The organism is Micromonospora sp. WMMD987 (assembly GCF_029581435.1).
Lineage (GTDB): Bacteria > Actinomycetota > Actinomycetes > Mycobacteriales > Micromonosporaceae > Micromonospora > Micromonospora rifamycinica.
Map to the genome: position 1 here is coordinate 779,534 of NZ_CP120861.1, position 20,167 is coordinate 799,700.

19 protein-coding genes are annotated in these 20,167 nt (G+C 73.5%); 10 read left to right on the top strand and 9 right to left on the bottom strand.

Annotation, left to right across the window (positions count from 1 at the left end; translation table 11 throughout):
• Positions 1–111 precede the first annotated feature (111 nt).
• Together O7612_RS03505 and O7612_RS03510 are read right to left on the bottom strand one after the other, a co-directional pair.
• Positions 112–408, bottom strand: coding sequence for a hypothetical protein (locus O7612_RS03505; RefSeq protein ID WP_282270392.1), 297 nt, complete (start codon positions 406–408; stop codon positions 112–114).
• A gap of 434 nt (positions 409–842) precedes the next feature.
• On the bottom strand, positions 843–2,522 hold the full coding sequence (locus O7612_RS03510; RefSeq protein WP_282270394.1) for a DNA repair helicase XPB: 1,680 nt from the start codon (positions 2,520–2,522) through the stop codon (positions 843–845).
• A gap of 167 nt (positions 2,523–2,689) precedes the next feature.
• Here O7612_RS03510 and O7612_RS03515 point away from each other — a divergent pair, with 167 nt between their 5' ends.
• Entirely contained in the window at positions 2,690–3,592 is a 903-nt protein-coding gene (locus tag O7612_RS03515) for a L,D-transpeptidase family protein (RefSeq protein ID WP_282273782.1), read from the top strand.
• A gap of 142 nt (positions 3,593–3,734) precedes the next feature.
• The gene (locus tag O7612_RS03520) at positions 3,735–3,983 is read left to right on the top strand and encodes a hypothetical protein (RefSeq protein WP_282270396.1); all 249 of its coding nucleotides are present in this window, start codon (positions 3,735–3,737) and stop codon (positions 3,981–3,983) included.
• Between the two features lie 15 nt (positions 3,984–3,998).
• Here the strand turns inward: O7612_RS03520 and O7612_RS03525 are convergent, their stop codons facing one another.
• Positions 3,999–6,464, bottom strand: coding sequence for a helicase-associated domain-containing protein (locus tag O7612_RS03525; protein ID WP_282270397.1), 2,466 nt, complete (start codon positions 6,462–6,464; stop codon positions 3,999–4,001).
• Positions 6,465–6,548: 84 nt separating this feature from the next.
• On the opposite strand from O7612_RS03525, the gene O7612_RS03530 reads away from it, so the two are divergent.
• Entirely contained in the window at positions 6,549–7,172 is a 624-nt protein-coding gene (locus tag O7612_RS03530) for an HAD hydrolase-like protein (protein ID WP_282270399.1), read from the top strand.
• A 28-nt stretch (positions 7,173–7,200) separates the two neighbouring features.
• Entirely contained in the window at positions 7,201–7,587 is a 387-nt protein-coding gene (locus O7612_RS03535; protein ID WP_282270401.1) for a cold shock domain-containing protein, read from the top strand.
• Here O7612_RS03535 and O7612_RS03540 read toward each other — a convergent pair.
• Complete coding sequence (locus O7612_RS03540; protein ID WP_282270403.1) at positions 7,548–8,435, bottom strand: 1,4-dihydroxy-6-naphthoate synthase; 888 nt, start codon at positions 8,433–8,435, stop codon at positions 7,548–7,550. The genes O7612_RS03535 and O7612_RS03540 overlap by 40 nt on opposite strands.
• Positions 8,436–8,729: 294 nt before the next feature.
• Here O7612_RS03540 and O7612_RS03545 point away from each other — a divergent pair, with 294 nt between their 5' ends.
• The gene (locus O7612_RS03545; protein WP_282270405.1) at positions 8,730–9,965 is read left to right on the top strand and encodes a hypothetical protein; all 1,236 of its coding nucleotides are present in this window, start codon (positions 8,730–8,732) and stop codon (positions 9,963–9,965) included.
• A gap of 107 nt (positions 9,966–10,072) precedes the next feature.
• Here O7612_RS03545 and O7612_RS03550 read toward each other — a convergent pair whose 3' ends face one another.
• Both O7612_RS03550 and O7612_RS03555 read right to left on the bottom strand, forming a co-directional pair.
• A complete protein-coding gene (locus tag O7612_RS03550) occupies positions 10,073–10,723 on the bottom strand; it encodes a futalosine hydrolase (RefSeq protein ID WP_282270406.1) in 651 nt (216 codons plus the stop codon).
• Complete coding sequence (locus tag O7612_RS03555; protein ID WP_282270408.1) at positions 10,720–12,423, bottom strand: MFS transporter; 1,704 nt, start codon at positions 12,421–12,423, stop codon at positions 10,720–10,722. The genes O7612_RS03550 and O7612_RS03555 overlap by 4 nt, the downstream gene beginning before the upstream one ends.
• Positions 12,424–12,509: 86 nt before the next feature.
• Between O7612_RS03555 and O7612_RS03560 the strand changes: the two genes are divergently transcribed.
• On the top strand, positions 12,510–13,385 hold the full coding sequence (locus O7612_RS03560) for a DUF3027 domain-containing protein (RefSeq protein ID WP_282270410.1): 876 nt from the start codon (positions 12,510–12,512) through the stop codon (positions 13,383–13,385).
• Between the two features lie 66 nt (positions 13,386–13,451).
• Here O7612_RS03560 and O7612_RS03565 read toward each other — a convergent pair whose 3' ends face one another.
• Positions 13,452–13,709 (bottom strand): DUF2530 domain-containing protein, encoded by a 258-nt coding sequence (locus O7612_RS03565; RefSeq protein ID WP_282270412.1) that lies wholly within the window; start codon positions 13,707–13,709, stop codon positions 13,452–13,454.
• A gap of 89 nt (positions 13,710–13,798) precedes the next feature.
• Here O7612_RS03565 and O7612_RS03570 point away from each other — a divergent pair, with 89 nt between their 5' ends.
• The 4 genes from O7612_RS03570 (at position 13,799) to O7612_RS03585 (ending at position 17,842) form a co-directional block, all read left to right on the top strand.
• A complete protein-coding gene (locus O7612_RS03570) occupies positions 13,799–15,277 on the top strand; it encodes an NCS2 family permease (protein WP_282270415.1) in 1,479 nt (492 codons plus the stop codon).
• Between the two features lie 123 nt (positions 15,278–15,400).
• Positions 15,401–15,850: a MarR family transcriptional regulator gene (locus O7612_RS03575; RefSeq protein WP_282270416.1), complete on the top strand. Its 450-nt coding sequence runs from the start codon at positions 15,401–15,403 to the stop codon at positions 15,848–15,850.
• Positions 15,851–15,916: 66 nt separating this feature from the next.
• The gene (locus O7612_RS03580) at positions 15,917–17,221 is read left to right on the top strand and encodes an MFS transporter (protein WP_282270417.1); all 1,305 of its coding nucleotides are present in this window, start codon (positions 15,917–15,919) and stop codon (positions 17,219–17,221) included.
• A 108-nt stretch (positions 17,222–17,329) separates the two neighbouring features.
• The gene (locus O7612_RS03585; RefSeq protein ID WP_282270418.1) at positions 17,330–17,842 is read left to right on the top strand and encodes a hypothetical protein; all 513 of its coding nucleotides are present in this window, start codon (positions 17,330–17,332) and stop codon (positions 17,840–17,842) included.
• 156 nt (positions 17,843–17,998) lie between these two features.
• Here the strand turns inward: O7612_RS03585 and O7612_RS03590 are convergent, their stop codons facing one another.
• Both O7612_RS03590 and sepH read right to left on the bottom strand, forming a co-directional pair.
• A complete protein-coding gene (locus tag O7612_RS03590) occupies positions 17,999–18,985 on the bottom strand; it encodes an aldo/keto reductase (protein WP_282270419.1) in 987 nt (328 codons plus the stop codon).
• 59 nt (positions 18,986–19,044) lie between these two features.
• Complete coding sequence (gene sepH / locus O7612_RS03595; RefSeq protein ID WP_282270420.1) at positions 19,045–20,124, bottom strand: septation protein SepH; 1,080 nt, start codon at positions 20,122–20,124, stop codon at positions 19,045–19,047.
• Positions 20,125–20,167: the final 43 nt, after the last annotated feature.

Genomic DNA, 20,167 nt, shown 5'->3' on the forward strand with positions numbered 1-20,167 from the left:
CTCCGTCCCTTGATCAACTCGATGGGGGCGAGGTGGCGGTGCCCGATGTTGACTGACACCGCCACCTCGCCACCTGAGATGCTCATGGCGGGTGTGACCCGGCGGGTGGGGTCAGCAGGTGGTGTTGCCGGCGGGAACCCAGCCGTCGATGGACGGGTCCTCGGCACCGTGGCCGTAGATCCAGCTGTCGTTGTCCTCGGACCAGCCCTGGCCGTGCCAGCGGAACCCGCGCCCGGCGGTCAGGGTGCGCAGCACCTGGCCGTGCGGTGCCGTGCGCAGCCAGGTGTTCTGGGTGAGGTTGCAGACGAAGCCGGGGGCGTCGCTGGCCGAGGCCGGCGCGGCGGCCACGGCGGTGCCCGGGACGGCGACGACCGCGATCGTCAGGACGTGCAGAATCCGGCGCTTCACTCTGGTTCCCTTCGACGTGCCGACATCGACGGTCGACCGTCGACTGTGGACAGACTAACCGTCGCGGCGGACACCCGCCGGTCGGACGGAACGAGAGCATCCCGCCGACGAGAAGGCGGCGGAACGAGAGCAGCCCCGCCCACGAGAGCGCGGCGGAACGAGAGCAGCCCCGCCGACGAGAGGGCGGCGGAACGAGAGCAGCCCCGCCCACGAGAGCGCGGCGGAACGAGAGCAGCCCCGCCCACGAGAGCGCGGCGGAACGAGAGCAGCCCCGCCGACGAGAGGGCGGCGGAACGAGAGCAGCCCCGCCCACGAGAGCGCGGCGGAACGAGAGCAGCCCCGCCCACGAGAGCGCGGCGGAACGAGAGCAGCCCCGCCCACGAGAGCGCGGCGGAGCGACGGCGGCCCGGCCGACGGGGATGCGGCGGCGCGGGTCAGTCGACCGTGGGCAGCTTCGGGCCGAGGATGTCGTCGGCGTCGACGATGGTGTACGCGTACCCCTGCTCGGCGAGGAAGCGCTGGCGGTGCGCGGCGTACTCGGTGTCGATGGTGTCCCGGGAGACCACCGTGTAGAAGTGCGCCTGCCGGCCGTCGGCCTTCGGGCGGAGCACCCGACCCAGCCGCTGCGCCTCCTCCTGCCGGGAGCCGAACGTCCCGGACACCTGGATCGCCACCGCCGCCTCGGGCAGGTCGATCGAGAAGTTGCCGACCTTCGAGATGACCAGCGTGCGCAACTGGCCGGAGCGGAACGCGTCGAACAGCCGTTCACGTTCCTTGTTGGTGGTGGAACCCTGGATGATCGGCGCGTCCAGGTACTCGCCCAGCTCGTGCAACTGGTCGATGTACGCCCCGATCACCAGCACCTGGTCGTCGGGGTGCCGCTGCACGAGGGCGCGGACCACCGGCAGCTTGGTGCGGGCGGTCGCCGCCATCCGGTAGCGCTCCTCGGCCTCGGCCGTCGCGTACGACATCCGTTCCGCGTCGGTCAGGGTGACCCGTACCTCGGTGCACTGGGCCGGGGCGATCCAGCCCTGCGACTCGATGTCCTTCCACGGCGCGTCGTACCGCTTGGGGCCGATCAGGCTGAACACGTCGCCCTCCCGGCCGTCCTCGCGGACCAGGGTCGCCGTCAGGCCCAGCCGGCGGCGGGCCTGGAGGTCGGCGGTGAACCGGAAGATCGGCGCGGGCAGCAGGTGCACCTCGTCGTAGACGACCAGGCCCCAGTCGCGGGCGCCGAACAGGTCCAGGTGGGTGAACGCGCCGCCGCGCCGCGAGGTGAGCACCTGGTACGTGGCGATGGTGACCGGCCGGATCTCCTTGCGCTCACCCGAGTATTCCCCGATCTCCTCCTCGGTGAGCGAGGTGCGGGCGATCAGCTCCCGCTTCCACTGCCGCCCGGCGACCGTGTTGGTGACCAGGATCAGCGTGGTCGCCTTCGCCTCGGCCATCGCCGCCGCGCCGACCATGGTCTTGCCCGCGCCGCAGGGCAGCACCACCACCCCGGACCCGCCGGCCCAGAACGCCTCCACCGCCTCCCGCTGGTACGACCGCAGCGTCCACGGCCGGCCGCCGTCCTTGCCGTCCTCGGCCAGCGCGATCGGGTGCGCCTCGCCGTCGACGTAGCCGGCCAGGTCCTCCGCCGGCCAGCCCAGCTTCAGCAGGGCCTGCTTGAGCCGACCCCGCTCCGACGGGTGCACCCGGATCGTGTCGTCGTCGATCCTGTCGCCGAGCATCCCGGCGAGCTTCTTGCTCTTGGCGACCTCGATCAGCACCATCCGGTCCAGCCCCCGCAGCACCAGCCCGGACGCCGGGTCGTTGACGAGCTGGAGCCGGCCGTACCGGTCCATCGTGTCGGCCACGTCCACCAGCAGCGCGTGCGGCACCGGATAGCGGGAGTACTTCAGCAGCGCGTCGACCACCGCCTCGGCGTCGTGCCCGGCCGCGCGGGCGTTCCACAGCCCCAACGGGGTGAGCCGGTAGGTGTGCACGTGCTCGGGGGAGCGTTCCAGTTCGGCGAAGGGGGCGATGGCCATCCGGCAGGACTGGGCGTCCGGGTGGTCGATCTCCAGCAGCAGGGTCTTGTCCGACTGCACGATCAGTGGTCCACCGCTCACGCCAGGTCCTCTCCTCGGCCGGAATCCCCGACCCGTGGCGAATCCCCCGCAGGCCGACCATCCAGTGTTGCACGGGGGCGCGGTGGTGCCAGAAAATCCTCGCATCGGGTGCAACTATTCCCCGGCGACACACGTCTACCAGTGGGACGACCGATCTGGGGAGGCACATCATGCAGGTCCGTTACCGAGCCCGGGTCGTCGCCCTGGCCATGGTCACGCTGGTCGGCGCAGGGGGTTGCGCGCCCGATCGGCAGGCCGACCCGGGTGGCGTCGGTGCAGGGATCGCCCCGGTCGGCAGTGCGGAGCAGGTAACGGGGGCGGGTGCCGCCACCCTGCCCGACCGGCTGACCGGGTCCACCAGCAAGCCGCGCTCCCGGAAGTTGCAGCCGAAGGTCGCCGCCGAGCCGACCCGCACCACCAAGGCCCCGAAGACGTCGAGCGGACGCCGCCAGCCCAGCCCGACGAAGGCCAACCTGACCCGCTGCGAGCAGGGCGAACACCAGCGCGAGGTGGAGACGTACCTGGCCCGGCTGGGCGGGTTCGGCACGCTCACCGTGGACGGCCGGCAGACCGACGCCGACTGCGCCGCGATCAAGAAGTTCCAGCAGCGGTACGACATCCGACCCGCCGAGGGACGCGCCGGCCCGACGACGCTCGACGTGGCGAAGCGGCTGGCCACCACCGACGTCAAGCGCTGCTCCGCCGGCTCCGGCACCACCTTCTGCGTCGACCTGACCCGGCAGACCACCTGGGTGATGCGCGACGGCAAGGTGGTCGCCAAGCCCACCGTCACCCGCACCGGCATGGCCGGCTACGCCACCCCCGCCGGCACGTACAAGGTGAACCTGCGCAACCTCAAGGAGTGGTCCAACCCCTACGAGGTGTGGCTGCCCTACTGGCAGCGCTTCAACGGCGGGATCGGCTTCCACGAGACCACCACCTACCTGCACAACGCGGCGATCGGCTCGCACGGCTGCGTCAACCTGCTGCACGCCGACGCGGTGCGCTGGTGGGAGCTGGGCAAGGTCGGCTCCCGGGTGGTCCTGGTGGGCCGCCGCCCCGGCACCTGATCCTCTGCTCACCCCGCCCGTCTCGCCTCCGGCCCCTCGGTAGTTGTCCATAGGGGCCGGATCGGGGGTATTTCCCCCTGTCCGTCCTGGCCACCGGGTGCCACCCTGGAGGTCGGGGGCCGGATGGGGTGGGAGGGCTGGGATGACCGTCGATCACGAGATGATCTCCGAGGACGCGACGAACGGCGACCGGGTGCCACCGACCGAGGTCTCCACGGCCACCATGGTCGGGTACGCCGTCGCCGGGATCGCCGTCGTCGGCTGGTTCCTCTTCGGCTGGCTGGTGCAGCGGCAGGGCTTCATCGACTCGGTCGGTGAGGCCGCCGGCACCGGATTCGCCCTGCTCCTCATCGTCTCCGTCATCGGCACCGTACGCCGCAGCCGCCGCTGACCGGCGGCCCGGCGGTCACTCCTGCCGGACCGCCGCCGTGATCCGGTGCAGGGCGAAGGTGTGCAGCATCTCGGTCCGCTCGTCCTCGGCCCGCAGGTAACCGGCACCGATCGACACCGGCCGCAGCAGCCGGGACAGCGTCGCCCCGTGCGCGTCGACGTAACCCACCCAGACCAGCGCCTTGTCCCGGACCGCCTGCTGGAGCACCGCCAGCGCCTCGGTGTGACCGTGCGCGGGCAGCGGTCCGGCCGCCGCGCGGGCCGCGCCACCGCGTACCACCGCGGGAGCCCGCCGGGCCGCCCGCGCCGCCGCCTCACCCCGCCGGATCTGCTCCACCACCCCCATCAGCCGGGGCAACGCCAACCGGGGCGTACCCAGCGGATCGTGCGTCCGGCCGGTCGACGGGGTCCGGGTCGGGGCCCGCCGGACCCGGGGCCGGGCCAGCACCATCGTGCCGCTGGCGTCCTCCGGCACCGGGGCGTACCCGGCGTCCCGCAACGCGGTCAGCATCCGTCCCACCTGGTACGAGGTGCAGAGCACCGTCGGGGCCAGCCGGCGGAACGCCAGCGGCGTCAACCGCCGGTCGGCCAGCACCTCGGCGAGCAGCGCCTCGTCGTCACTGCGCACGTACCCACCGGCCGAGCCGACCCGCAACCCGCCGTGCTGACGGGCCACGTCGTCCACCAGATAGGTCAACCCCTGCGGGATCGGGGTACGGGACCGACGGCGGAACAGCTCGTGCAGGTCGTCGGCCGTGTAGCCGGAATCCAGCGCCCGGCGGACGCTGGCCGTGGTGACCCGGTACACGCTGGCCGCACCCGCCGACTCCGGCTCGCCCACCGCCTCCAGCTCGGCGGCCAGCGTCGGATCCGGCGGACCGGGCACCACCACGCTCAGGTCGGCCTGCACCAGGAAGTGGTCGACCGGGGCGGGGAGCAGGGCGTCCAGCGCCCGCACCGTGCTCGACGGGTCGCCACCCTCGGCGTCGGCGCGCAGCCCCAGCGGGTCGTCCCCACCCCGCTCGTCGGTGGCGGTGACGTCGGCGAGCAGCAGCCGCCCGTACGAGGTGAGCGCGCCGAGGCCGGTCACCCCGAGCCGGGCCGCCTCGGTCAGCACCTCCCGGTGTGCGGCCTCCCGCCCCCGACTGCGCCGGGGCGCCCGCCAGTCGAGCAGCGCCTGCACCTCCTCGGCGGTGGGGGCGGTGGCCGGTTCCAGCTCGGCCAGCACCTCGAGCACCGCCCGGCGGGCGGCCGGCGCACCGGCCCGTTCCGCCTCGGGGGAGAGCGCGCTGATCGGCCGGTCCCGGTCGTCACGCTGCCCGACCAGGCCGGCCTGCCGGCTCATCGTCAGCCAGGCCCGGGCCAGCTGCTCCCACCGGTGGGCCGGCGACACCGCCCGCCACACCTCGTACGCGCCGGTGGGCAGCACCTGCTGTTCCCCGCCGTACCGGCTGGCGGCGGCGGGCAGCTCCAGCTCACCGAGCAGCCCGGCCGCGTACGCCACCTCGACCAGCAACGCGGTCGTCGGCTCGTCCAGGGTCACCGAGCGGGCCAGGCGGCGCAGGTCGCGTACCCCGATGCCGCCGGAACGCAGCACCGGCGCGGGTTCGGCGGTCAACGCCTCCAGCAGCGCCTCGGTGTGCCGTACCACCTCCATGGTCTGGCCCACCCCGGCCGAGTCGACCGCCTTGGCCTCCCGGGGCGGCGCGTCGACCGGCGGCGGGTCGGCCCGCAGCGGGCCGAGCGGGCCGGTGTCCCGGCGCAGCAGCAACCCCACCTCCCGGGGCAGCTCGACCGTCCCGGCGGAGACCGCCACCAGCAACCGGGCCTCGACCAGCCACCGCACCGGCGACCCGGTCGCGGGCCCGCCGTTGGTCGGGTCGGGGGGCAGGTCGTCCTCCGCGCCGAGCGCGGGCGCCCGCAACGAGCCCGGCGGCACGCTGCCGACCGGCGGGCCGGCGGCGAGCCGGTCCAGGACCGCCCGCGCCGACGGGGGCGCGGCGAGCAGCGTCCGGCGCAGTTTCGCGGCGTCCGCGCAGAGCGCCGCCGCCCGCAGGTCCAGCTCCTCCGCGGGCCGGCCCAGCCCCGCCGGGTACGGGGCCAGCTCGTCCACGCTGCCGGTGATGCGCAGCGCCTGCTCCGGGCCGTACAACAGGAACCGGGCACGCAGCCGGTCGACCGCGCCCCGGACGGTGGCCGGCTCGGGCGGGTGCGGGCCGGCGGTGGCCAGGGCGAGCACCGCGTCGGGGGAGGTGGTGCCGTCGGACGGGTGCCGGGTGAGCCGGGCGGCGTCGAGGATCTGGAGGGTGAACTGGTCCAGCCCGTCGAGCGCGCGGGCGACCGACACCCGCGACTCGACCCGCAGGGCGAGCGCGGCGACGTCGGCCGGCACCGGTACGACGAGGTCGGGCCGCAACTGGAGCAGTGCGGCGAGGGCCTCGTCGGGCAGCGCACGCAGGTGGTCGGCGAGTGAGGTGGTCATCGTCGTTCCACGCTAGCCCGCTGCCGGGCGATCGCGCCCGCCGGACGTCCAGCTCGGACCGACCTGTCCGGGTACCTTCGCAGGATGTCCGCGCTGATGGTCGGGTTCGACCTCGACATGACCCTGATCGACTCCCGTCCCGGCATCGCCGCCGCCTACCGGGCGCTCACCGCCCGGACGGGCGTGCCGGTCGACGCCGAGCTGGCGGTCTCCCGGCTCGGCCCGCCGTTGCGCACCGAACTCGCCCACTGGTTCCCGGCCGAACGCATCGAGGAGGCGGTGACGGCCTACCGGGAGCTCTACCCGGCGTACGCGATCACCCCGACGGTACCGATGCCGGGCGCGCGGGAGGCGATCGACGCGGTGCACGCGCACGGCGGTCGGGTGATGGTGGTCACCTCGAAGATCGGCCGGCTGGCCCGGCTGCACCTGGACCACCTCGGGCTGGCGGTCGACGAGTTGGCCGGTGACCTGTTCGCCGAGGAGAAGGCGACGTCGCTGCGGGAGCACGGTGCCGCGCTCTACGTCGGTGACCACGTGGCGGACATGGTGGCGGCCGGGGCAGCCGGTGTCCCCGGGGTGGGGGTGGCCACCGGCCCCTGCCGGGCGGACGAGCTGCGGGGTGCCGGGGCACACGTGGTGCTCGACGACCTCACCGGATTCCCGGCGGCGCTCGGCCGGATCATCGGGCTAGCCTTGGAGCAGTAGACGTATCGAGCGAAGCAGGGGTTCCAAGGTGCCGACGGGGCGAGTGAAGTGGTTTGACGCGGCCAAGGGATACGGGTTCGTCACCAGTGAGGAGGGTGGCGACGTGTTCCTGCCGAAGGGCGCGCTGCCGGCCGGTGTCACCGACCTCAAGGGTGGTCAGCGGGTCGATTTCAGTGTGGTGGACAGCCGGCGGGGCACCCAGGCGATGGGGGTCAAGCTGCTGGATGCGCCGCCGTCCATGGCGGAGCTGCGTCGACGGCCCGCCGAGGAGCTGCACGGCCTGGTCGAGGACATGATCAAGGTGTTGGAGGCGAAGGTCCAGCCGGACCTGCGCCGGGGTCGCTTCCCCGACCGGAAGACCGCGCAGAAGATCGCTCAACTGGTCCACGCCGTGGCCCGCGAGCTGGAGGTCTGAGGCACCAGCCCGGCGTCGGCGGCCCGGCCCAGCAGCGCCTGCACGGCGGCGAACCCCGCGTCCCCCAGGTCGGCGGTGAACTCGTTGACGTAGAGGCCGATGTGCCGGTCCACCACGTCGGGCTCCATCTCCTGCGCGTGCTCGAGCACGTACCCCCGGCTGGCCGCCGGGTCGGCCCAGGCCTGGCGCACCGACTCCCGGATCCAGCCGGCGGCGGCCACCGGGTCGACCGCCCCCCGACGGGCCAGGATCGCCCCGAGCGGGATGGGCAGGCCGGTGTCGGATTCCCACCACTCGCCCAGGTCCACCAGCGCGGTCAGGCCGTACCGGTGGTAGGTGAACCGGGCCTCGTGGATCACCAGACCGGCGTCGTACCGACCGGCCGCCACGCCCGGCATGATCTCGTGGAACGGCACCACCTCGATCCGGGCCGGCGGCCGACCCGCCGACCAGAGCCGGAACAGCAGGTACGCGGTGGTCCGGTCGCCGGGCACCGCCACCGTGGCCCCACTCAGGTCGGGCCGGTCCGCCGGCCCGGCACCGGCCGCCGGGTCACCGGCGGCCCCCGCGTGGTGGTGTCCGGTGGTGCGGGTGAGCACGAGGGGGCCGCAGCCACGACCGAGCGCGCCGCCGCAGGGCAGCAGGTGGTAGTCGTCGAGCAGCCAGGGGAGCGCGGCGTAGCTGACCTTCACCAGATCGAAGGCACCCCGTTCGGCGGCGGTGTTGGTGACGTCGACGTCGGCGAAGGTCACCTCGACCGGCGGAGCCCCCGGCACCCGGCCGTGCACCAGGGCGTCGAAGACGAAGGTGTCGTTGGGGCAGGGCGAGATCGCCAGGGAGAGCGCCACCCGCCCACGGTAACCCCGTCCCGGCGACCGCTCCGCCGTCCCCACCCCGATGTGACGCCGGCCCCGGGGTACCTCCCCGGCCGCTCGTTCCGGGGCCGGGACCGGCGGGCGCGGGCGCGACAGTCAGCTCCGTAGGGGGCGGCCCCACCGACTTGTCCCCAGCTCCACCGGTTTTCCACAGGGTTGTCCACAGCCGGCGGTGCGGCTGTCCGACATTGCTCCCGGCGACCCGGTATTTTTCCCCGCGTCACCGGCTCCTCACTAGTGGTAGTCACCTTCCAGGGAGGGAACGCTATGAGGAGAATTCGGCTGTTGGCCGGTGCCACCGCCGCGGTGATGGCCGCCGCGACGCTGGCCGCGCCCGCGTACGCGGCGGATCCTGTCGCCGCCGACACGGGACGTGACAGCACCCAGGCGGCGATCCTGGCGTACCGGACCGTGTACCCGACGATCAGCGACAGCGCCGCCCAGCTCGCGGCGGCCCAGCAGGACACCCGTAAGCAGTTGCACGAGAAGCTGGCGGCGGAGCCCCAGACGTACGGTGGGGCCTACTTCGACCCGCCGTCCGGCGTCACCCACGTGGCGCTGACCACCCAGGCGAGCGCCGAGCGGGCGGTCGCGGCCGGTCGGGCGCTCGGGATCACCGTGTCCGCCAAGGTGGTGGCGCGCAGCTACGACGAACTGGAGCGGCTCGCCGCCTCGGTGCGCACCGGCACCGACCAGCTCGCCGTGGCGGCCAAGGGCCGGGTGGGCATCGAGGTGGCCAGCAACACGGTGACCGTCGCCCTGACCTCCCAGGAGGCGGCCAGCCTGCCGGGCAGCGCGATTCCGGGCTGGGTCACCATCGTGCCGGCGAGCGCGGACCTCGTCGAGCTGGACATCTGCTCCTCCCGGGCCGCCTGCAACGACAGCCTGCGCTCCGGGCTCTCGATCCGCCACTCCGGTGGTGCCTGCTCGATGGGGTTCACCGCCCGCAGCGGCAGTGTGCGCTACGCGTTCACCGCCGGCCACTGCAACATCGGCGCGTCGACCACCTGGTACACCGCCGGTACGTTGATCGGCACGATGTCCTCGGCCAACGCGATCAACTCCGGTGCGGTCGACGCGGGACTCATCAAGGTCACCAACTCCACGTACGCGGCGGACACCGTGGGGCGGATCGCCATCTCCGCCTCGTCCTGGGTGCCGGTCAGGGGCCGGGCGCACCACATGTCGTTCATCTGGGCCGGCGATGTCGTCTGCATCTCGTCCCGCTACCAGGCACCCGCCACGAGCGGCAACCCGTGCGGTGTCATCGCCAGTGTCAGTGACGCGGCCCAGGGCGGCCTGACCCGGTACGAGGGGTACGACCCGTGCCCCGGTGACAGCGGGGGCGGGGTCTACTGGCTGCCGTCGTCCGGCGAGCGGCACGCATTCGGCCTGCACAGCCGCAGCATCGTGGGGTGCAACAACACCGCCTCGACCAAGAAGAAGGCCTGGTTCAGCGCGGTGCCGAGATTCTGGAACACCATGAGCTACGACCTGGGTTGACGCCGGGCAGGCGACACGTTCCGGGCAGGGGTCAGGCAGACCCGACCCCTGCCCCGGGACGTCCTGGACCGGCCGCCCTGGTCAGGGCAGGGTCCGGGCCGCCCTGGTCAGGGCAGGGTCCGGGCCGCCCTGGTCAGGGCGGTGAACGCCTCGCGCATCCGCCAGCCGTCGCGGTCGCGGGGGCCGATCGGATTCGAGATCGTCCGCAGCTCGGCGAAGGGGACGCCGGCCTGCGTGGCGGCGACCGCCACCGCGTACCCCTCCATCGCCTCGGCCACCGCGTCGGGGTGCCGGTCGGTCAGGGCGGTGGCGCTCGCGGCCGTGCCGGTGACCGTGCTGACCGTGAGCACCGCCCCGACCACCGCCGCCGGCAGGGCGGCGCGCAGCCCGCCCAGCAGCGCCGGGTCGGCCTCGATGACGGGGCCGCCGCCGAGGAACTCCGCCGGCATGCCCAGCTCGTCGACGGGGATGAAGCCGTCGGGCGACTCCGCTCCCAGGTCCGCGGCGATGCTGTGGGAGGCGAGCACCGTGGCACCGACCGGTGCCCGACCGGCGAAGCCACCGGCGATCCCGGCGCTGACCACCGCACGGTAGGGCCGACCGGCGGCCTCGGCGAGAGCGAGCAGGCGGGCCGTGGCGGCACCGGCCACGGCCGGACCCACGCCGATCGCCCGGACCGTCACCGTCGGGTCGGCCAGCCCGGCCCGGACGGCCTCCGCCTCGGCCGGTACGGCGGTCAGCACCAACAGACCCGTCACGACACCGGCCCCGGCGACTCCCGCCGCTGTCCGTCGGCACCGCTGCCGCTGCCCGGGACCGCCGAGGACGGCCGGTAGATGTGGTAGCCCGGCGGGGCCAGCCCGTCGCCGTGGCGTTCGGGACCGGCCGCCCCGCGCGGGGCGGGGGAGGTCGGGGCGGCCCGCGCCGCCGCCTCGGTCGCCGCGTCGTCGGCACTGTCGCCCGGCGGGTCGGCCCGGGGGGTGACCGGGTCGGCGGCGGCGTCGCCGGTCGGGCGGCCGGTGGGGTCGGCGGCCGCGGCGGCGGCCCGGTCCTGGGCGGCCAACTCCTCGTCGGTGAGCGGCCGGCCCAGCAGCCGCTGGGTGCGCAGCCGGCCGGCGACGACGACGCCCCGGGCGGCGGCGAGGACGCCCACCCCGGCGGCGACGGCGATGCCGGCCCGGCCCTCGAAGGGGACCAGGCCGAGCCCTCCACCGGCGACGAAGGCGAGCATCAGGACGGTTTCCGAGTGGGCGAAGGAACTGGCCCGCAGCCGCTCCGGGATCCGTTCCTGGATCGAGGCGTCCACGGCGAGCTTGGCGATCCCGCTGGACAGGGCGGCGACCAGGCAGAACAGCGCCACCATCGGGAGCGAGAACTTCAGCACGGCCAGGATTCCCACCCCGGCCACGATGATCATCGTGCTGGACTGGATGGCCGCCGGGCGGTGGATCCGCAGCCGGGTGCCGACCGCGGTGGCCAGGAAGCCGCCGACCGCCAATGCCCCGCCGATGACGCCGAGCGACGTCTGGTCGTTGAGCCGCCAGCCGAAGAAGTCGTTGGTCAGGTCGCCCTTCTTCAGCGCGAAGGCCAGGAAGAGCAGCAGGAAACCGTAGAGCGCGCGGAGCCCCGCCGCGCCGACCAGGGTGGCGATCACCAGCCGGCCCGCCGGGCGTCCCCGGCCCAACGGGCGGTCGCCCTTGCGGCGCAGCGCCCGCAGGGGGCGGGGTACCCGCTCGGGCGGCTCGGAGTCGGCTCGGGGCGGCAGCCGCAGCGCGATCACCATGCCGGCCAGGAAGATGACCGAGGCGACGCGGAGCGGCCACTGCGGCCCGAACCAGAACGCCGCCAGGCCCAGCGGGACCACCAACGCTCCGGCCACCGTGCCGTAGACGCTGGCCCGCGCCCCCACCTGGGACAGTCCGATGCCCTCCGGCAGCAGCCGGGGCACCGCGGCGGACCGGGCCACCCCGTACGCCCGGGAGAGCGCGAGCACGCCGAACGCGGCGGGATAGAGCCCCAGGCTGCCGAGGTAGTCGGAGATCAGCCAGGCCAGGAAGGCCCGGCCGAGCATGGTGGTGGCCAACGCGTACCGGCGGCCGTGCCGGAAGTGGTCGAGCAGCGGGCCGACCACCGGGGCCAGCATCGCGAACGGCACCATCGTGACCAGCAGGTAGAGGGCCACCTTGCTGCGTGCCTCGCCGAGCGGGACGTCGAAGAAGATGGTCCCGGCCAGGCCGATGGCGATCAGGGTGTCCCCGGCGCAGGAGAGCGCGTGCAGGTCGAACAGGCGGACCATGCCGACCTCGCCGCCGGCCCCCCGGGCACGGGCCGAACCGGCCCGTCGGGTCACCCAGCGCCCGCCGTTGGCGGAGCCCCGCAGCAGCAGGCGGGTGGCCCGGATGCCGGTGCCCACGGTCCGGCCCAGCACGGACCGACCGGAGCGGGAGAACAGCGGCATGTGCACCATCCTCGCCCATCTGGTCCAGGTACGCCGCACCACGGGGGAAGACTCACTCGGGGAGTGCCTGTCGGTGCGTGTCGCGCATGGGGAACAATGGTCGGGTGACCAGGCCCGCTCCCGCCCGTGCCGCCCGCCTCGACCAGGTCTGCGCCGCCGCCGTCGAGGTGGCCCGCGACGCCATCACCGAGGTGGAGCCCGCCGACATCGGGGACCACCTGCGGGCCGTCGCCGAGGGTGACCGGGTGGTCACCCACTATTTCGAGTGTCTGCTCGGGGGTTACCGGGGCTGGCGCTGGGCGGTGACCGTCACCCGGGTGGCGCGCAGCCGGCACGTCACCGTCTGTGAGACGGTGCTGCTCCCCGGCTCCGACGCGCTGCTCGCGCCGGGCTGGCTGCCCTGGCAGGAACGCCTCAAGCCGGGCGATCTCGGCCCCGGTGACCTGATCCTCACCCCGTCGGACGACGACCGGCTGGCCCCCGGCTACCTGCTCTCCGACGACCCGGCGGTCGAGGAGACGAGCTGGGAGTTGGGCCTCGGGCGCCCCCGGGTGCTGTCCCGTGAGGGTCGGGCCGAGGCGGCCCAGCGCTGGTACGACGGTGACCACGGCCCGTCCGCGCCGATCTCCACCGCTGCCCCGGTCTCGGCCCGCTGCGGCACCTGCGGCTTCTACCTGCCGCTGGCCGGCGCGCTCCGGCAGGCCTTCGGGGCCTGCGGCAACTTCTATGCCCCCGACGACGGTCGGGTGGTCAGCGCCGACCACGGCTGCGGCGCGCACTCGGAGACCCTGGTGGAGACCGCCGAGCCGGCGATCGACGAGCTTCCCACGGTGTACGACGACAGCGCGGTCGAGTCGATGACGGTGGGCGTCGCGCCCGGCCCGGTGGAGACGTCCGCACCGGTGGAGGCGTCCGTGTCGGCGGAGCAGGCCGGGTCGGTGGAGCCGGTCGACCCCTCCTGAGCGCGGGGGCGGTCCGTCGCGGGGTGGTCCGCGCGGCGGGTGGTCGTCGGCGCGGCGGCCGGGCGGTCAGCCCTGACGGCCGGCCTGCCGACGGCGACGACGGTGGGCGTCGTGCCGCATCATCACGGCCAGACCGGGAAAGCCCCACAGGAATCCGGCCAGGCAGGTCCAGAGCCAGTCCTGGTGGCCGTGTTCGGTGAGCCAGTCACGGAGGAAGACCAGCAGGAACAGGCCGGCGACCGCCCAGGCGACCAGCCCGGCCACCGCGAACGGGACCATCGGCGGGTCGAGCGGCTCGGGTCGGGGTGGTTGCTCCTGCGGCACGGGCAGAAGCGTACCGCGAAGCACTTTCCCGGCCCGCCGCTGATCTGGGACGATGCGCGCGACAACGGAAGATCACCTGCGAGGACCTGATGGCCATTGCGCCGCCGGACAACGGCATCCCACCTGATCCCGCTCACCCTCGGAACGGTTTCGACCGGTTCTTCGAGATCTCCGCCCGTGGCTCGACGATGACCCGCGAGGTGCGGGGCGGCCTGGCGACCTTCTTCACGATGGCGTACATCGTGGTGCTGAACCCGCTGATCCTGGGCGGGGCCGTCGACGGTGACGACAAGTCGCTCTCGATTCCCGCGTTGGCCGCCGCGACCGCGCTGGTGGCCGGCCTGATGACGATCCTGATGGGGGTCGTCGGCCGCTTCCCGATGGCGCTCGCCGCCGGTCTGGGCGTGAACGCGCTGGTCGCGTTCGAGATCGCCCCGGAGATGACCTGGGCGGACGCGATGGGGCTGGTGGTGATCGAGGGTGTGCTGATCGCCATCCTCGTGCTCACCGGCCTGCGGACGGCCGTGTTCCGTGCGGTCCCCACCCAGCTCAAGACCGCCATCGGCGTCGGTATCGGGCTGTTCCTGACCATCATCGGGCTGGTCGACGCCGGTTTCGTCCGCCGGGTGCCGGACGCGGCGAACAGCACCGTGCCGGTGGGGCTCGGCATCAACGGCAAGATCGTCAGCTGGCCGATGCTGGTCTTCGTGGTGGGCCTGCTGGTGACGCTGGTGCTGGTGGTGCGCCGGGTCCGGGGCGCGATCCTGATCGGGATCCTGGCCTCGACCGTGCTGGCGATCGTCGTGGAGGCGATCGCCAAGGTGGGGCCGTCGTTCGTCGACGGCAAGCCCAACCCCGAGGGTTGGTCGTTGAACGTCCCGAAGCTGCCCGAGCGGATCGTGGACGTACCGGACCTCTCCCTGCTGGGCAACTTCAACGTGCTCGGCGCGTGGGAGCGGGCCGGCTGGCTGATCCCGCTGATGTTCGTCTTCACCCTGTTGATCACGGACTTCTTCGACACCATGGGCACGATGGTCGCGATCGGCCAGGAGGGGGACATGCTCGACGAGCAGGGCACCCCGCCCCGGGCGAAGGAGATCCTGCTGGTCGACTCGATCGCCGCGGCGGCGGGTGGCGCGGCCAGCGTGTCCAGCAACACGTCGTACATCGAGAGTGCCTCGGGGGTGGCCGAGGGTGCCCGGACCGGGGTGGCCAACCTGGTCGTCGGTGCCCTGTTCCTGTTGGCGATGTTCCTGTCGCCGCTGTCCACCGTGGTCCCGTTCGAGGCGGCCTCGACGGCGCTGGTGGTGGTCGGCTTCCTGATGATGACCGCGGTGCGGACCATCGACTGGACCGACTACGAGATCGCCATTCCGGCGTTCCTCACCATCACCCTGATGCCGTTCACCTACTCGATCTCCAACGGCATCGGCGCGGGCATCATCAGCTACGTGGTGCTGAAGCTGGCCAAGGGTCGGGCGCGGGAGATCCACCCGCTGCTGTACGCGGTGGCGGTGCTGTTCGTGCTGTACTTCCTGCGGGGCCCGATCGAGGCCGCGGTGCAGTAGCCCACCCGTCGCCCCCGGGGCGGGCGGCCCGTCGGACGCCCGCCCCGGGGCGGCGGAACTCCTCCTCGTGAGCATGGTCATATCGCGTGTCGTTAGCCAGGCTCATTAGTTAGGCTAACGACTGTGACGGAGCGGACGGTGACGGCGAACCGCGTGCCACCGGCGCAACTGGCACCCCAGTTGCGTGATGCGATCACCCGGCTCAACCGGCGGGTCCGGCAGGCCCGACCGGTCGGCGACCTGACGGTCACCCAGCTCTCCGCGCTCACCAGCCTCCGGCTGGCGGGTGCGCTGACGCCCCGGGAGTTGGCCGACGTCGAACGGGTCCAGCCACCGACGATGACCAAGATCGTCGCGAAGCTGGAGGAACGTGGCCTGGTGCGGCGGACCCCCCACCCGACCGACGGCCGGCAGGTCATCCTGGCGGCCACCGAGGGGGGCCGGGCCGTGCTCGACCAGTTCGAGCGGGTCCGCGACGAGTGGCTGGCCAGCCGGCTGGCCGCGCTCCCGGAGGACGACCGCGACACGCTACGGCGGGCCGCCGAGATCCTCCAGCAGCTCGCCCGCGACTGACGCCCCACCGGGTCCGCGCCGTCCGCCGTCGATGACGCGTACGCGACCCGAGGAGGCGCACCGAGAGTGCAGGCGAAGCTGAGCACGATGTTCCAGTCCCTGCGAGTCCGTAACTACCGACTCTTCGCCACCGGACAGCTGGTCAAACTGATCGGCGTCTGGATGATGTTCATCGCCCAGGACTGGCTCGTCCTTGAGCTCTCCGACAACTCGGCCACCGCGCTCGGCGTGGTGACCGCGCTCCAGTTCACCCCGGTACTGCTGCTCACCCTGCTCTCCGGCCGGCTCGCCGACCGGTACGACAAGCGGCTCCTGCTCTTCGTCGCCAACGCCTTCTGGACGGTGCTGGCGCTGGGGATGAGCCTGTTGGTGCTCACCGACCTGGTCCAGCTCTGGCACGTCTTCGCGTTCGCCGCGCTGCTCGGCACCGCCAACGCGGTGGAGACGCCGGTCCGGCAGGCGTTCGTCAGCGAACTGGTCGGCACCACCCTGCTGCCCAACGCGCTCTCCCTCAACGCGGCGGTGTTCAACTCGGCCCGGATCATCGGCCCGGCCGTGGCCGGGCTGGCCATCGCCGCCTTCGACGTCGGCCCGGTATTCCTGTTCACCGCGGTCAGCTCCATCGCGCCGCTGGCCAACGTGGTCCGGATGCGTCCGGCCGAGCTGTACCGCAAGGACCTCCCCCCGATCGGCGAACGGGACTCGGCGAAGGTCGTCGACGGGCTGCGGTACGTCCGGCGTCGCCCCGACCTGCTGTTGCCGATGGTGGTCATGTCGGTCATCGGCATGTCGCTGTTCAACTTCCAGCTCACCCTCGCGGCCCTCGCCAAGACGGTCTTCCACACCGGAGCCGCCTCGTTCGGCCTGTTCAGCACCGCGCTGGCGGTCGGCGCGCTGGCCGGGGCGCTCGCCGGCACCGGACGGCGCAGCCGCCCGTCGGTCTGGCTGGTGCTCGGCGCGGCGATCGGCTGCGCCGCCTTCGGCACCCTGGTCGGCTTCGCCCCGGCGTACTGGCTGGTGGTGACGTTGCTCCTGCCGACCGGGTTCTTCATGGTCTTCTTCGCCCAGGCGGCCAACCAGCGGGTCCAGCTCGGCACCGACGCCGCGTTCCGGGGACGGGTGATGTCCCTGTGGGTGCTGGTGTTCCTCGGCACCAACCCGGTCGGTGCACCGATCGTCGGTTGGGTCGCCGAGACCTGGGGCGCCGGGGCGAGCATCTGGATCGGTGGGCTCGTCTCGCTGGCCACCGCCCTGCTCGCGCTCGCCTGGCAGCTCCGCCGCTCCGGTGCCCGGCTGCGCTTCCGGGTGCTGCCGATGCCCCGCTTCTACGTGGTCTCCCGGCCGCGCCTGCTGACCCCGACCGGGCGGTGACCCGGACCGGGCGGTGACCCCGACCGCCCCCGCGCCGGACGGCTGCGACCGGTTCCGGACCGTGACAATGCGGTGGCGGACGGCCGCGGAGGGTCGTAGCGTCGAGGTGTGGCAGGCGGGAGGGCGCTGATGCTGGTGTTGGCACTCCTGGCCATGGCATGCCTGCCGGTGGCGTTCGCCCTGCTCATCTGTTTCGACGAGATCGCCGACCGGGTGGCGTGCGGCTGGTCCGAGTGGCGGCGTCGCCGCCGGGACCGCCGGACCATCGCCCGGCTCGACCGGGCCTTCGCCGCCGACGCGTCCGGCCTCGACGTCGACCTGACCGAGCTGGACCGGCCCGACCGCCGGCCGCTCGAACTCCTCGCCGCCGACCTGCGGCGGCTGGGTCACCACCGGCTCGCCGCCGGTGGTCGCTCGGTGGTCTACCGCTCGGTCATCGACGCGTACGACGACCGGCTCCGCGCCGCCTGCCGGGCGTTGGGGATGGTCGAGCACCTGGCCGAGCTGACCGGGGTCGACCGGGAGATCGAACGGGTCCGGGTCGAGGGGGCGCTGGCCGCCGCCGGGCTCGGGCTGCCGGCCGTCCGCGCCGACCGCCGGCCCCGCGACCGGCGGGCGTGAGACGCGCGCTCCACCACCCACCGTCCCGCTGGCCACCGTCCCGCTGGCCACCGTCCCGCTGGCCACCGTCCCGCTGGCCACCGTCCCGCTGGCCGCCGCCCCGCCCGCCGGGGACCAGCGGGCCAGGGGACCAGCGGGCCAGGGGATCAGGGCCGGTCACCAGGCCCAGGCCTCCGGCCCGGGGCCACCGTTGCCGACCGGCGGGAACAGCTCGTCGAGCCGTTGCTCCGTCGCCCCGTCGATCTCCACCGCGAGCGCGCCGAGGGCGTTGTCGAGCTGCTCCACGGTGCGCGGGCCGATGATCGGGGCGGTCACCCCGGGACGGGAGAGCAACCAGGCCAGCGCCACGTTCGCCGGGTCGTGCCCCAGGTCCGCGCAGAACTTCTCGTACGCCTCGATGGTCGGCCGGTGTGCGGCGAGCCCTTCGGCGGCACGCCCACCGGTGCCCCGCGCGGCGCTGCCCTCGGCCATCTTGCGCAGCAGCCCGGCCAGCAGCCCGCCGTGCAGCGGCGACCACGGGATGACCCCCAGTCCGTAGTGCTGGGCGGCCGGGATCACCTCCAACTCGACGTGCCGGGTGAGCAGGTTGTAGATGGACTGTTCGGCGACCAGGCCGAGGAAGTGGCGCTGCGCGGCGGCGGCCTGTGCCTGCGCGATGTGCCAACCGGCGAAGTTGGACGATCCAACGTAGATCACCTTGCCCTGGGCGACCAGCGTCTCCATCGCCTGCCAGATCTCCTCCCACGGGGTGCTGCGGGAGACGTGGTGCATCTGGTACAGGTCGATCACGTCGGTCTGGAGCCGACGCAGTGAGTCCTCGCAGGCCCGGACGATGTGCCGGGCGCTCAGGCCCCGCTCGTTGGGCCACTCGCCCATCGTGCCGTAGACCTTGGTGGCCAGCACGACCCGGTCCCGCCGGCCGCCACCCTGGGCGAACCAGCGGCCGATGATCTGCTCGGTGATCCCCTCACCGGTCTGCCAGCCGTACACGTTGGCGGTGTCGAAGAAGTTGACGCCGTGGTCGAGCGCCCGGTCCATGACCGCGAAGCTGGCCGGCTCGTCGGTCTGCTGCCCGAAGTTCATCGTGCCGAGGCAGAGCCGGCTCACCGACAGGCCGGTGCGTCCCAGATTGGTGTACTCCATCGGACCACCCTGACACGTGCCGGCCCGGTGTGCCGGTCGACGTCAGGATGGTCCATCGATCAGGATGACTCGCGGGCGGCCGGGCCGCTGCCGAACAGGACGTCGTCCCAGCTCGGCAGGCGCTTGCGCGGCTTGCCCGAGGCGTCCGCCGACTCACCGCCGGCCGCTGCCGCCGGACCGGTGCGTCGCGGCCGGAGCACCGCCAGCGACGGTACGGCCGGGACCTCCTTCGGCGCGTCCGAGTCGTCGTCGAAGGCGGAGCCCTGACCACCGCCGAGCAACGCGGCGGCGCCCCCGCCGACGACCCGCTGACGGGGTGCGTCGGAGCCGGCCGAGGCGGCCGGGGAACGCGGGTCGAGCCCCCGCCCCGAGGTGCCGCCGAGTGGCCGGTCCAGCGACGCGAGCAGGGCGTCCCGCCCTGCCCGGATCGGATCCCGGCCCGGACGTGCCTGGTCGCCGGCGGCCGGCAGGCCGTGACCGCCCCGGCTCGGCTCACCGCGCGACGGGCCGGGCAGGGCGTGACCGCTCCGCTCCGGTGCCGGCTCCTGGCCGAGGATCGGCGTGGGACGCTCGGCGCACAGGTACTGCGCCATGTCGTCGTGCGGGGCCACGTTCTGCCGGAGCTTGTCGAGATCCCAGACGGCCTGGGCGGTGGCCTTCCCGGACGGCCAGGTGGCGATGATCCGCCAGGTGCCGTCGTCGCGCCGGAAGGCGTCCCAGGAGATCTTCTCGGTGTCGATGCCGTGCTGGGCCAGCCGACCGTTGACCACCTCGGCCAGCGGGGTGGCCTTCTCGGCACCCTTGAGCCGGGTGCGCCGGGCGTGCTGGGCGAGCATGGCCCGTTCCTGAAGCACCGGGCCGGCGTAGCGCAGCACCCGGTCGACGGGGACACCGGCGATCCGGGCGACGTCCTCGGCGGACTCGCCGGAGCGGATCCGGGCCTGGATGTCGCGGGGGGACAGCGACGGGGTCGGGTCGGCGCTGGCGGGCACCACGGCGAGCGGCGGCGTACCGGGCTCGGCGTGCAGCACGGTCGCGATGCGTTCGTCGATGGGGAGGGCGAGCAGGCGCCCCACCTCGTCGGCGAGCACCAGCGCCTGGCCGTCCTCGGAGAGGGCGACGAAGCGTACTGGGCGCATGGCGTAGCCTCCGTCCCGCTTCGCTGGCCGTCACGCCACGAGC